Annotated in this window: 11 protein-coding genes; 9 read left to right on the top strand and 2 right to left on the bottom strand. The window is 61.1% G+C overall.

The genetic code is table 11. The features are described 5' to 3' along the window. Window positions 1–49: 49 nt before the first annotated feature. Entirely contained in the window at window positions 50–1,012 is a 963-nt protein-coding gene (locus DL86_RS07730; RefSeq protein WP_051952956.1) for a CE1 family esterase, read from the bottom strand. Window positions 1,013–1,331: 319 nt separating this feature from the next. Between DL86_RS07730 and sdhC the strand changes: the two genes are divergently transcribed. From sdhC to DL86_RS07690, 8 genes are all read left to right on the top strand, one after another. Continuing rightward, window positions 1,332–1,745 carry a succinate dehydrogenase, cytochrome b556 subunit gene (sdhC, locus tag DL86_RS07725; protein ID WP_051952954.1) on the top strand — a complete coding sequence of 138 codons (414 nt, stop codon included), beginning with the start codon at window positions 1,332–1,334 and terminating at the stop codon, window positions 1,743–1,745. 176 nt (window positions 1,746–1,921) lie between these two features. Next, the gene (sdhD, locus tag DL86_RS07720) at window positions 1,922–2,314 is read left to right on the top strand and encodes a succinate dehydrogenase, hydrophobic membrane anchor protein (RefSeq protein ID WP_036259991.1); all 393 of its coding nucleotides are present in this window, start codon (window positions 1,922–1,924) and stop codon (window positions 2,312–2,314) included. Between the two features lie 80 nt (window positions 2,315–2,394). After that, complete coding sequence (gene sdhA / locus DL86_RS07715; RefSeq protein WP_036260220.1) at window positions 2,395–4,233, top strand: succinate dehydrogenase flavoprotein subunit; 1,839 nt, start codon at window positions 2,395–2,397, stop codon at window positions 4,231–4,233. A 67-nt stretch (window positions 4,234–4,300) separates the two neighbouring features. Then, window positions 4,301–5,080, top strand: coding sequence for a succinate dehydrogenase iron-sulfur subunit (locus DL86_RS07710; RefSeq protein WP_036259989.1), 780 nt, complete (start codon window positions 4,301–4,303; stop codon window positions 5,078–5,080). Between the two features lie 123 nt (window positions 5,081–5,203). Further along, the gene (locus tag DL86_RS07705) at window positions 5,204–5,770 is read left to right on the top strand and encodes a lytic transglycosylase domain-containing protein (protein ID WP_245276299.1); all 567 of its coding nucleotides are present in this window, start codon (window positions 5,204–5,206) and stop codon (window positions 5,768–5,770) included. A 161-nt stretch (window positions 5,771–5,931) separates the two neighbouring features. Beyond that, complete coding sequence (locus tag DL86_RS07700) at window positions 5,932–7,218, top strand: efflux RND transporter periplasmic adaptor subunit (RefSeq protein WP_425348906.1); 1,287 nt, start codon at window positions 5,932–5,934, stop codon at window positions 7,216–7,218. A 193-nt stretch (window positions 7,219–7,411) separates the two neighbouring features. Next, window positions 7,412–10,552, top strand: a complete 3,141-nt coding sequence (locus DL86_RS07695) for an efflux RND transporter permease subunit (protein WP_036259988.1) — start codon at window positions 7,412–7,414, stop codon at window positions 10,550–10,552. Beyond that, window positions 10,516–11,775, top strand: a complete 1,260-nt coding sequence (locus DL86_RS07690) for a lytic murein transglycosylase (RefSeq protein WP_245276297.1) — start codon at window positions 10,516–10,518, stop codon at window positions 11,773–11,775. The genes DL86_RS07695 and DL86_RS07690 overlap by 37 nt, the downstream gene beginning before the upstream one ends. A gap of 147 nt (window positions 11,776–11,922) precedes the next feature. Here DL86_RS07690 and DL86_RS07685 read toward each other — a convergent pair whose 3' ends face one another. Further along, window positions 11,923–12,750 carry a hypothetical protein gene (locus DL86_RS07685; RefSeq protein ID WP_051952952.1) on the bottom strand — a complete coding sequence of 276 codons (828 nt, stop codon included), beginning with the start codon at window positions 12,748–12,750 and terminating at the stop codon, window positions 11,923–11,925. A 641-nt stretch (window positions 12,751–13,391) separates the two neighbouring features. On the opposite strand from DL86_RS07685, the gene DL86_RS07680 reads away from it, so the two are divergent. Next, window positions 13,392–13,644: transposase (locus tag DL86_RS07680; RefSeq protein WP_036259986.1), on the top strand; the 253-nt coding region annotated here is incomplete at its 3' end.

Raw genomic sequence — 13,644 nt, 5'->3', positions numbered from 1 at the left:
CGACGCCGCCTAAAGACGTCGAGCTCCAGCGACCGCCGCGCGGCGAGGATCAGCCGCCGAGGCGGCGGAAAAAATCCCAAATGAGCTTGGCGCTGTCGACATCGCTGTTGCGAGGGCCGATCGCGGCCTCGGCTCCATTCCCATGCCCGGGGATCGCATGACCGCCGCCCTCAATTCGAACCAGTTCGACCGGGGCCGCGCATCCGTTCAGCTTGTCAAAAAAGACGCGGGTTCCATCGTTGGGATCCCTATCGGGAAAGACCGTGGTTGTATGACCCTCGCCGCAACCAGCCGCCTTTCCGAAGACGCCAAGCGTCGCCTGGACTGGCAGAAGCTCAAGCTTGCTATCGGGTAAATTTGCCTTTCCGCCAAGGAAGGGAACCAGCGGATCGTGCGTGCCGGCGATCATCATCAAAGGGAGCGGCCGCGACGGCCTGCAATTGACCGCAAGATCCGCGGGCAGGCTGGCGGTGATCGCGGCGGCGCCGGCGAACATAGTCGATTCGGTGCACGCGAGCCGCAAAGCCGTCAGCCCGCCACTGGAGATGCCAACGATAAAGATTCTACGCCGGTCCGCGATTCCGTCAGAGACGAGCTTGCCGATCAAATCGCGAATGAAAGCCTGATCGCGACTGGCTTCATGACCTGGCGCATCGCTCCAATGGCCTGCGGCCGGGTCCGGATAGAGCAGGATCGGGCCGGAACTCCGCGCCATTTCTTCAAGCCCGAAGAGCCGCCGGTGCGGGCGCCGCTCCTTGCCGCTGCGCAAGACAATGACGACCGGGCGGCGCGCTTGCTTGAGACGCCGATGCTGGACGAGGATCGCCGAGCGCGAGACACCGCCCGACTCGATCCAGATCCGCCCCGTGGCGGCGGATGCAGGCGCAGGCCAGACGGCGAACGCCGCCAGAAAACCCATTGGGGCCGAAGCGAGCCACCCGGCAAGCGAAAGAAACGCGATGAAACGGGCGCCCTTGCCGATCATGCATTTTCCCATTTCCAACACCGCCATCGATAGAACGCCTTCGGACCGAAAGTGGGCCTCCGCGCCTTCACGAACCAACGAGCCCGCCCGGCGTCTTCCGTTGCATCGTTTGCGGCCCCGACCCCGCCGCCCGCTTCCACGAAAAGGGTCCACGGCCTCTTCCGCCGGCGCCGGCTCAGGCCTTAATGTCTTTCTACCGAGCCGCGCAATTTGGCAACCGAAACAGGATCCGGCCCAACGCTTTGATTTGGGCGAGGGGCTAATTTCATGGCTCAGATGCGTTGCCCCACAGCTTGGTTTGGGTTAAGGGGTGGCAGCGGGTTTCACGGAGGTCAGTTGCAAGTCCATGGCCGAGGTTAAGTTGAGCGCCGGCGACCGGGAAAGCCGACGGCCCCTGTCCCCGCATTTACAAATATATCGCCCGACGCTGACCATGATGATGTCGATCGCGCATCGCATCACCGGCGCGGCGCTTTACGCTGGCACGCTGTTGCTAGCCTGGTTCCTGATCGCCGCATCGAGCGACGCCGCCTGCTTCGCGGCCGCGGCCGCTTTCTTTAATTCGATCGCCGGCAAGCTTATTTTGTTAGGGTTCACCTGGTCCCTGTTCCATCATCTCCTTGGCGGCGTCCGTCACATGATCTGGGACGCGGGACGAGGGTTCGAGCATCCGCAACGCGAGTGGCTGGCGCAAGCCACGCTGGCCGGCGGCATCGCCCTGACGGCGGCGGTCTGGATCCTGGCTTTTTCCGCGCATTGAGGTCACGCCGTTGAATCTCTTATTCTATGCCCTAGCGGGGCAGGCGGAAGTCACAAGATCTTCAGAAGCGGCAAGTCTTTCTGACGCCGCAAGTCTTTCTAAGACAGCAAAATGCGCCCGGACGGCCATGCCTGCGGAGAATTCAGCGCACGCGGGAAATGAGGGGACAGGCTATCATGCGGAATGATTCCACATCGAAGCGAGCTGCGGCGGGACAAGCGCGTTTCCGTGGCGCAGCGCCCTCCGGCGCGGCGGACGATTGGCGGATGCGCGTCACCTCCTTCGCGCTTCTGCCTTTGTCGATTGCTTTCGTCTGGATCATCCTCTCGCTTGTCGGCAAGGATTACGCTGCGGTGCGAGCAGAGCTCGGACGACCCGTTCCGGCGCTTCTGATGCTGCTTTTCATCCTGTCCGGCGTCTATCATATGAAGCTCGGGATGCAGTCGATCATCGAAGATTATGTTCATTCGGCGCATCTGAAGGATTTGTCGCTCATCGCCAATATTTTCTTCTCGATTTGCGTAGGTCTGGCTTGCGTTTTCGCGGTCCTAAAGTTGAGCCTCGCCTAGAATCGTTGGTCCAGACCACCGCGAAGAATGGGCCCCGGCGCATGGCCGCCGATGCAGGTAAATTTTCGAAAGGCGAGAGCATGGCCTCCAACACTAAATCGAATGGAAGCGCCGCGCCGGCCATCAACGGCGCCGCCTATCCGATCACCGATCACAGTTACGACGTCATCGTCGTCGGCGCCGGCGGGGCCGGCCTCCGCGCGACGGTCGGCTGCTCCAAGGCTGGGCTGCGCACGGCTTGCATCAGCAAGGTTTTTCCGACGCGATCGCATACGGTCGCGGCGCAGGGCGGGGTCGCCGCTTCGCTCGCCAACATGGGGCCCGACAATTGGAAATGGCACATGTACGACACCGTCAAGGGGTCGGACTGGCTCGGCGATCAGGACTCGATCGAATATCTCTGCCGCAACGCGCCCGCCGCCGTCTACGAACTCGAGCATTGGGGCGTGCCCTTCTCCCGGACCGAGGACGGCCGCATCTATCAGCGTCCCTTTGGCGGCATGACCACTGAATTCGGCAATGGTCCGCCAGCTCTGCGCACCTGCGCCGCGGCGGACCGCACCGGCCACGCCATGCTGCATACGCTCTATGGTCAGGCGTTGCGGCATGAGACCGAATTCTTCATCGAATATTTCGCGATCGACATCATCATGGAGGACGGGCGGTGCCGCGGCGTCGTCTGCCTGAAGCTCGACGACGGCACCATCCACCGCTTCCGCGCGCAACTTGTGATTCTGGCGACCGGAGGCTATGGACGCGCATATTTTTCCGCGACCTCCGCGCATACCTGCACCGGCGACGGCAATGCGATGGTGCTGCGCGCCGGCCTGCCCTTGCAAGACATGGAATTCGTCCAATTCCATCCGACCGGCATCTATGGCGCGGGCTGCCTCATCACCGAAGGCTCGCGCGGCGAAGGCGGCTACCTGACCAATTCCGAAGGCGAGCGCTTCATGGAGCGCTATGCGCCCTCGGTGAAGGACCTCGCCCCGCGCGACATTGTCTCGCGCTCAATGACGGTGGAAATCCGCGAAGGGCGCGGCGTCGGAAAGGGGAAGGATCATATCCATCTCCATCTCGAGCATCTCGACCCGAAAGTTCTGCACGAGCGCCTGCCAGGCATTTCCGAAAGCGCCAAGATATTCGCCGGCGTCGACGTCACCAAGGCGCCGATCCCGGTCATTCCGACCGCGCATTACAACATGGGCGGCATCCCGACCAATTTTCATGGCGAAGTCGTCATCAAGAAGGGACGCAATCCGGATCAGGTTGTGCCCGGCCTCATGGCGATTGGCGAGGCCGCCTGCGTCTCGGTCCATGGCGCCAACCGGCTCGGCTCGAATTCGCTGATTGATCTCGTCGTCTTTGGCCGGGCTGCTGGCCTTCGCGCCGCAGAACTCGTGACGGCGGGCGCGAAACAGGCTGAACTTCCGGCCAGTTCCGCCGATCTCGCCCTGTCGCGCCTCGACGGTTTCCGCCATGCCAAGGGAGATATTTCCACGGCCGAACTGCGGCTGCGAATGCAGACTGTCATGCAGAACAATTGCGCCGTGTACCGCACCGGCGCCACTTTGGATGAAGGCTCGAAACTCATCCAAGAGGTCTGGTCGGCCAAGGATCGCATTTCAGTCACCGACCGGTCGCTGATCTGGAATTCCGACCTGGTGGAAACCTTGGAATTCGACAATCTCATCGTTCAGGCGGTCGTCACCATGATCGGCGCCGCCAATCGCACGGAATCGCGCGGCGCCCATGCGCGCGAGGATTACCCCGAACGCGACGACGTCAAATGGATGAAGCACACGCTGGCCTCGATCGACGCCAACGCGCGGACCGTCGCGATCGATTATCGCCCGGTGCACAGCCAGACAATGACCAACGAGATGCATTCGATCGAACCGAAGAAGCGCGTGTATTGAGCGCAGCGCCAGCGCCGCGCCGCGAACCAAGCCTTACGGCGACAAAGACATTTGGGACGAACTGACGATGGTCCAACTCACGCTTCCCACCAACTCGCGTCCCATCGCCGGCAAGACCTGGCCGAAGCCGGCGGGCGCCAAAAAACTCAAAGAGTTCCGCATCTATCGCTGGAACCCCGACGAAACGCAGAACCCGCGCATCGACATTTACTATGTGGATCGCGACGATTGCGCGCCGATGGTCCTTGATGCCCTCATCTGGATCAAATCCAAGGTCGATCCGACCCTGACCTTCCGGCGCTCCTGCCGCGAAGGCATCTGCGGCTCCTGCGCGATGAATATCGACGGGACCAATACGCTCGCCTGCACCAAGGGCATGGACGAAATCAAGGGCGCCGTGAAAATCTATCCGCTGCCGCATTTGTCGGTGGTGAAGGATCTCGTTCCCGATCTCACCGGCTTTTACGCTCAGCACGCCTCGATCGAACCCTGGCTGCAAACGACGACGCCGGCGCCCGAGAAGGAATGGCGGCAGTCGCCGCGGGATCGCGCCAAACTCGACGGCCTCTATGAGTGCATTTTATGCGCCTGCTGTTCGACGTCTTGCCCGAGCTATTGGTGGAATGGCGACCGCTATCTTGGCCCCGCCGTCCTGTTGCAGGCCTATCGCTGGCTCATCGACTCGCGCGACGAAGCCGGCGGCGAACGGCTCGACAATGTCGAGGATCCGTTTCGCCTCTATCGCTGCCACACGATTATGAACTGCGCCAAGGCCTGCCCCAAGGGGTTGAACCCGGCCAAGGCCATCGCCGAGATCAAGAACCTGTTGATCGAGCGCCAGCTCTAACCACCGCCCGATCCGCAAAACTATGGTCGCTCGGCAACACCTCGCGGCCAAGCGCGGCGTCTCGGCCACGATGCCGCTTTCCCGCCACATTCCGCCGCCAACTGGTTAGTGGCGGAGGCATGAATGATGTTGCGCAGTCTGTTGGGCGCCCTCGCGGCGTCGCTCGTCGGGTCAGTCAGTCACGCGGGGTCGTTCGAGCGGCCAAAGGCCTATGACGAACTGATCGCGCGTCAGGCCCGAATGCACGGCGTGCCCGAACCGCTCGTCCATCGCATCGTGATGCGGGAAAGCCGCTATCATTCCGGCCTCGTCCATCGCGCCTGCTTCGGCCTGATGCAAATCAAGCACGCGACCGCCCGTGAGATGGGCTACAAGGGACCCGCGAAGGGGCTGCTCGATCCCAAGATCAACCTCACTTATGCGGTGCCCTATCTCGCCAATGCCTATGCGCTCGCAGATGGCGACGAGAACCGGGCGGTGACGCTCTTCAGCAGCGGCTATTATTACACAGCGAAAACCAAGAAAGCGCTCGCCACGCTGCGGACGGCCTCCTCGCCTCCCATTGAGTCCTCGCCCAACCCGATTCCCGAGGCGGCTCCGGCCCCCGAGACCGCGCCCAATCCGGTCGCCAGCCTCGTATCCTTCCTCGCCGGTGAGAGCGAACCACAGCCACCAGAGGCGGGACGATAAAACCGCGCTGCATGGCCAGCTGGAGAAAGATCAAGCAAGGAGCCAAGGCCCCAGCGGAACGAGACGCGAGACAAGCAGTTTCCCCTTGAGTTGCTCTACGCGCGCCCGGCTTGCAGTCTCCGCCGACGCATGCATAGGGGATTCCAGCGGTCGAGACCTTCGTGCTGAACCAACCTCCATCACGCCGCTCCATCCGCGCCGCGCCGTTCCTGCTCGCGGCATGGCTTTGGCTCGACGGCCTCGCCGGCGCAAAGGCGCGTTTTCGGCGCCTGGCCCGATTTGCGCCTTCCGCCGCCATCGCGTCTCTCCTGCTCCTATCGACCTCAATCGTCTTTGCTCAAGTCGCGCCCGGCGCGCCGCCCGCGGTCGGCGTCGTCAGGATCGAACGGCGGCCGATCACCGAAACCAATGAATTCATCGGCCGCATCCAGGCGATCAACCGGGTCGACATCGTCGCGCGGGTGACCGCTTTTCTCGAGAAGGTCGATTTCAAGGACGGCGCCGAGGTCAAGCAAGGGCAAGTGCTCTACAAGCTCGAACGCGGTCCATTCGAAGCCGATCTCGAAGCCAAAAAGGCTGTCGCCGCCCAGATCGAGGCGCAATTGGAAAATGCGAACATCTCGCTCGAACGCGCGCAAAAACTGCTGACCACGCAAGCCGGGGCGCAAGCCACGGTTGACGCGACGCTGGCGACGCAGCGCAGCTTTGCGGCGCAATTGCTCGGCGCCAAGGCCAATGTGAAGCAGTCGCAAATCAACCTGGATTATACGATCATCAATTCGCCGATCGACGGCAAGATCGGGCGCACGGCCGTCACGCCAGGCAATGTCGTTGGTCCAAGCAGCGGCGTGCTCGTGACCGTCGTCGGACAAGATCCAATGTATGTGGTTTTTCCGGTCTCGGTTCGCGCCGAACTCGGCTTGCGTGAGCGCTATGCCGGAAAAGGCGGCTTCAATGCGGTCGTCGTCCGGATCAAGCTGCCCGATGGCCGCCTCTACGATCAAGCCGGCAAACTCGACTTCGTCGATAATACCGTCCAGGCCTCGACGGATACGATTTTGCTGCGCGCGGTGATCCCCAATCCGCCGCTGGCGGCGCGGGCCACGAGCGGAGGCGCTTTGCGCGAACTGGCCGATGCCGAATTCGTGAGCGTCTCTCTCGAAGGCGTGAAACCAATCGAGATCCTGGCTGTTCCTCGTGCGGCGATCCTCTCGGACCAGCGCAGCGACTATGTCTATGTCGTTGATCGGGACAATAAAGCCCAGCGCCAAGACGTGACGCTCGGCCAGTCTACGCCAACCACGGCCGCAGTCGAAAGCGGGCTGAAGGAAGGCGACATGGTCGTCGTCGAAGGACTGCAACGCGTCCGGCCAGGACAACCAGTGTCGGCGGGGCCGGCGACGCCGCCGCCGATGCGCGCGGGCGCGGGACCCGGTTCGAGTAGATAGGGCGTTTTCGAGCGAAGTGGATGCCCGTTCGCGTTAAGAAAATGCGATAATACAAAGATTTAGAGCGCTTTCCGATCGAATTGAGTCATTCCGGAAATCGCTCCAGTGTTAAAAAGTCTGAGCCTATTCTCGTCGAACAGATCGAACCAATCTGTTCGGAATATGCTCTAACCGGCAGCTTTGAGGCGCCTGGATGTTTTCCTCGGTTTTCGTCGATCGTCCCAGGCTTGCGATTGTTTTGGCGATCGTCATCTCGATCGCGGGCGCTCTCGCTCTGCTTCGCATCCCGGTGTCGCAATTTCCCGAGATCGTGCCGCCTCAGGTCCAGGTGACCGCTGCCTACCCTGGGGCCTCCGCCGAGGTCGTTGAAAGCTCGGTCGCCCAACCGCTTGAAGCGCAAATGGTCGGCGTCGACAAAATGATCTACATGAAGTCGGCGAGCGGCAATGACGGCAGCTACAATCTGACCGTGAGCTTCGAACTCGGCAGTTCGCCCGACATCGACACCGTCAATGTCAATAATCGGGTCCAAACGGCGCTTGCGCAATTGCCCTTGGAGGTGACGCGTCAAGGCCTCACCGTGCAAAAGCGCTCCTCCGCCATTCTGCAATTCATGATGCTCTACAGCGAGAGCGGCGAGCAGGATCCGCTGTTCATCACCAATTATGCGACAATTAACGTACTCGACGAATTGTCGCGCACGCCGGGCGTCGGCCAGGCTTCGCTGTTCGGCAATCTCAAATATTCGATGCGGATCTGGTTCGATATGGAGAGGCTGGTCAGCCTCGGCCTCGCGCCCTCCGACATTATCAGCGCCATCCAGGCGCAAAACATTCAGGCTCCGATCGGTCGGATTGGCGCGCGGCCGATCGACGACGATCAGCAATTTCAGATCAATCTGCAAACGCAGGGCCGCTTGGCGACGCCAGATCAATTCGGCGCCATCGTCCTGCGCGCCAATTCCGACGGCTCGGTCGTGCGCATTCGCGACGTCGCCCGCGTCGAGATGGGCGCGCAGAACATGGACAATGAAAGCCGCCTTTCCGGCAAGGCGGCGGTGGCGATCGGGATTTATCTTTCCCCTGGCGCCAACGCGGTCCAGACGGCGAGCCTCGTCCAAAAAACCATGGCCAAGGTGTCGGCGCGCTTCCCCGAGGGGCTGAAATACATTGTGGTCTATGATTCGACCACATTCGTGACCGATACGATTCGCGAGGTGATCCGCACCCTGACCGAAGCCTTCGTCCTCGTCGTCCTCGTCGTTTTCCTGTTTCTCGGCAACCTGCGCGCCACCGTCATCCCTTCGATCGCCGTTCCGGTCAGCCTGATCGGAACCTTCGCGGTTCTTTTGGCGGTCGGCTACTCCGCCAATACGGTCTCGCTGCTGGCCCTCGTCCTTGCGATCGGCATCGTCGTCGACGACGCGATCGTCGTCGTTGAAAACGTCGAACGCGTGATGGAGGAGGAGCCGGACCTCAGTCCGGCGGACGCTGTCAAAAAAGCGATGCGGCAGATCACGGCGCCGATCATCGCGATCACGCTCGTGCTGCTCTCGGTGTTCGTGCCGATTGCTTTCATTCCAGGCGTCTCGGGGCAGCTTTTTCGGCAATTCGCGGTCACGATCAGCGTCGCGATGCTGATCTCGGCTTTGAACGCGCTGACTTTATCGCCTGCCCTTTGCGCCCTCGTGCTGCGGCCGGGCGGTCAAAAGAACAGGATCATGCGTTGGATCCTGCGGTCGATCGACGCCACGCGCGATTTCTACGCCAATGCCGTGCGTCGTCTCGCGCGTGTCGCGTTTCTATCCCTTGTCCTCGTCCTTGCCTTTGGCGCGGGGATCGTCAGCCTGGCCCGGCAAACGCCGACTGGCTTCCTCCCGGAGGAAGATCAAGGCGCCTTTTTCCTGTCGATTCAATTGCCGGACGGCGCTTCGGTTCAGCGCACCAGCGAAACCATGCGGCAGATCGAAAGGCTTCTGCTCGACCTGCCCCAGGTGGCGTCCACCTTCGCAATCATCGGCTATTCGCGGCTCGATGGAGTCAGCGAACCAAATGCCGGCTTCATGGTGGCCCGGCTGAAGCCCTTCGCCGATCGGCCTGCGGCATCGGATTCGGCGCAGGCATTGATCGCCAAAGTCACCGCCGCAGCGGCCCAAATCAAGACAGCCTCCGTCATCGCCTTCAACCTTCCGCCGATCATCGGCCTGTCGACAAGCGGGGGCTTCGAATATCAGCTCGAGGCGCTTGAAGGACAGGACCCATCCGCCATGACAAGCGTCATGCAGGGGCTGATCGCCGCCGCCAATCAGGACCCTGCTCTGACCCGGGTGTTTTCGACCTTCACCGCCAGCAATCCGTCGATTTTTCTCGATATCGACCGCGACAAGGCGCAAGCGCTCGGCGTCACCATCTCGGATATTTTCGCCTCGCTCCAGGCAACCCTCGGCGGAACCTATATCAACAATTTCAACCTTTTTGGGCGCACCTGGCAGGTCAATATTCAGGGCGAAGCCGCCGGCCGACGCGATCTTTCATCGATCTGGCAAATCTATGTGCGCAACAAATCCAATGCGATGGTCCCGATGCAATCGCTGGCCTCGATGCGGACGGTTCTCGGTCCGCAGGTCTTGACGCGCTACAACAATTATCGCTCGGTCACGATCAATGGCTCGCCGGCGCCAGGGACCTCCTCCGGAAGCGCATTGCAAGCCATGGACGCGGTCTCGGCGAGAACCTTGCCGCCGGGCTATACATATGAATGGACCGGCACCGCCTATCAGGAGCACGAAGCCTCCGGCCAGACCGGCGTCATTCTCGCGCTGGCGATTCTTTTCGCCTATCTCTTTCTCGTCGCGCTCTATGAAAGCTGGATCATTCCCGTTCCCGTCCTTCTATCGGTCGCGGTCGCCGTTCTCGGTGCCTTCATCGGCGTCCTCGGAGCCGGGCTCGCGCTTGATCTTTACGCCCAGATCGGCCTTGTCGTGCTCGTCGCGCTTTCGGCCAAAAACGGCATTCTCATCGTCGAATTCGCAAAAGACCAGCGCGAGCAAGGGATGGAGATTTTGGACGCCGCGGTGCTTGGCGCGCGGATGCGATTTCGCGCCGTGATGATGACCTCGATCGCTTTTATTTTCGGCCTTGTTCCGCTGGTCACGGCGCATGGCGCGGCGCAGATCAGCCGGCGCGCGGTGGGGACTCCGGTGTTTTCCGGAATGATCGCGGCGAGCGCCATCGGGATATTCCTGATCCCAATGCTTTACGTCGTCTTCCAATCCATGAGCGAAGGAAAAATGAGATTTTGGCGGAAGAAGCCCATTTCACCGGACGCGGTTTGAACGAGATGGCGCCGCTGCGGTTCGCCCTCCTCATCTTGTGCCTAGTGGCTCTGTCCGGGCTCATGCAACCCACCGCCGGCTTTGCTCAGGCCGATGCCGGCTTTCAGCGATTCCTGCAAGATCTCTGGCCGCTCGCGCAAGCAAAGGGCGTCCGGCGCGAAACATTCGAGACGGCGGTGAAGGGGCTCGAACCCGATCCAACCGCGCCCAGCGCGCAAAGCCGGCAGGCCGAATTCGACAAACCGCTCAAAGCCTATCTCGCGGAGGCCGCATCAAAGGAGCGCATTCAACGCGGCCGCACGGCCCAGAAGGCATGGGGCGGGGAACTCGGCGGAATCAGCCGGCGCTTCGGCGTTGCGGACGAAATCCTCGTCGCGGCTTGGGGAATAGAAACCGATTTTGGGCGCGCGAGCGGGGCTAAGGACATCATCCGCTCGCTGGCGACTCTCGCCTACCGCCGCCCGGACCGGGAGATCTTCCGCGACGAATTGATCAGCGCGCTGATCATTCTCGACAAAGGCGAGGTCCCACGCGAAAAAATGCGCGGGTCCTGGGCGGGCGCCATGGGCGGACCGCAGTTTCTCCCCTCGGCCTATCTCAAATATGCGGTCAGCGCCGACGGATCGGCGTTTCCCGACATTTGGGACAAACCGCAAGATTGTTTGGCCTCGATCGCCAATTTTCTGCGCCAATCCGGCTGGCGGCCCGGCCTGCCCTGGGGAATGGAGGTTGTCCTCCCGGCGGGGTTCGACTTCGCCTCCCTGCATCGAAGCTTTCCGGCCTTCGCGTCCCTCGGCGTTTCAAGCGCGGACGGCGGGCCATTGCCGGCGGCGGGCGAGGCGACTTTGTTTCTGCCGTCGGGCGCGGCGGGTCCGGCTTTTCTTTTGTCGGAAAATTACTGGGTGCTGAAGCTCTATAACAATTCGGATTCCTACGCCCTATCCTTGGCGCTTCTCGCCGATCGCATCGATGGGAAGGCCGACCTGCGCGCCCATTGGCCCGCCAATGAGACCTTCTTGAGCCGGACGCAAAAGGCCGAGATTCAACGATTGCTCGAGAAACTCGGCTTCTATCGCGGAGCCATCGATGGCCGTTTCGGGCAGGCCTCGCGCGACGCCATCCATGATTTTCAGGTCAGCGTCGCGGCGCATCCGACCGATGGCTATGGCTCGCTGGAGGTTCTGCGGCGGCTGAAGGAGGGTGTCGAGCGCACGGGTCAGTGACGTTCGAGCCGCCTCGCCGATCGGTAGTGGGTCAGTTTGCTTATCTGCAAAGGGCGAGAAGCAGACCTCAGAGCAATTCGCTCTGTCTGTGACTCCTCCGCATTTGAAAGCCATCCTGACGACGGAAGCTTTCCTGCTAGCGCCGGCCTAGCGAGAATCTGCCTTGAGTGGAGGGGCGTCTCCAAAACGCCGCTGGTCCCGCGGCAAAACCTGAAAATCCTCAAACCCGATCTTCCGTTGACTCCAATGAAGACATGGCATGCCGGCAGTGAAAATCGTGCCGTCGTAGCCCTGAAAGACGCGGGCGGAATGCTTGGCAAAATGCATGGCGTCAATACTGTTGTCTCGAATCCCAAACCAATGGAAATCCTCCTTTATCACGAAGATCCCATTCACGTCGGTCGCGGCGATCAGCTCATATCCCTTCTCCTTGCCGAGCCTGATCAGCGCAAGCAGCGAGCATCCTTGGTTAAGGGATGCATCACGATCCTGAACGAAGACAACGTCGTTTGGGACGGTCGGGTTGAACTCGACGACGACAATGCGGGGCCGGTAACGGGTCAGAGCTTGCCAGACGTAATAGTCTAGACCATCGATATCGAGACTCAACAGATCGAATTCACGGGGTATTGGCGTCTTGGCGAGGAGATGGTTAAGACCGTCATCAACTCCGGCTCCGACCAATGCGGAAAGGAGATGGGCGTTTCGATTGCCTTCATAAGTGTTCTGAAGAGCAGGGAACTTTTCGGGGTTCCCTTCGATGAAGACGCCGCTCCAGCCCTTGTTCAAAAGGGCATGCGTGTTGCTTAGATATTTGCCGTCCCACGCGCCGGCTTCGACGCACCAGGAGTTGCGCTTACCTATGGTGGCGAAGGCTTTCGCGAGTATTCCGTCTTCTCCGAACTGAGAGTTTTCGTTTCTCGCGTGCTTGAGAAGCCATGTGCTTTTCGGGTTCATCCGATTTTGCGCGATCATCTCTATCGTCGGCACGCTGGTGGGTTCTCCTAGATCTGTGGCCCTGGGCCGATCGCGCGCGGCATTGTAAACCGGGCAAATATCACTTTCCTGAATTTACCGTCCGAGCCGGGCGACCTTTTTCGTCGGGAAACCATAAATTCAAAAACCATCGTAAATGTGGCAACGCTTTACGCGCTAGCCACAGCGCTCTTCTGCGTGCCCGCGTGGAATTTCGCGCATTTCGCACCAATTCGCGCGCAATGAAATCATCAACGCGTCCACGCGCGCATGCATCGCCGGCATCACGTGCCGTCGCCGCGAGGGGGCTTGAGAACAGCCGTCGCTGCGAGGCTCGACTACAGCATTGGGCGCGCAGGAAGGAAGCGATTGCCACGACCGTGTCAAAGGAACGCATAGCCGGGTCTTTTTGTGACTGCGCTGCTGCCGAGTGCAAGTGCTCATCCGCAGCCATTGCGATCGCGGCCACATGTACCGCGCCGCAGACTGTGTCTTGGAAGCGCGTCGCCGGTCGACCCTAACCGGTACAGTTACCCTCGTCGGCCCTTCAGACCGACGCCAGCGAAAGCCCGCTTCGGGTCCAGACTGTGTAAAAAGGGCCCCAAATTTGCTAGAATCGGCTCGATATAAGAGGGCCGGTCATGGGGCGTTTCGTCGAGGGTGAAGACCGACGGCAGTCGTTGTTATTGCCGGAGACGCTCGACGATTACGTGACCGAGGACAACCCTGTCCGGGTGGTCGAAGTCTTCATTGAAGAACTTGATCTCGGGGCGCTTGGCTTTGGGGGCGTTCACCCGGCGGCGACAGGTCGGCCCGCCTATCATCCGTCGACACTGCTGAAGATCTACCTCTACGGCTATCTCAATCGGATCCAGTCCAGCCGCCGCCTTGAAC

The organism is Methylocapsa aurea, from assembly GCF_000746085.1.
Taxonomy (GTDB): domain Bacteria; phylum Pseudomonadota; class Alphaproteobacteria; order Rhizobiales; family Beijerinckiaceae; genus Methylocapsa; species Methylocapsa aurea.
Note: the sequence above shows the minus strand (reverse complement) of the source record. Positions and strands in the feature narration are given on the sequence as shown.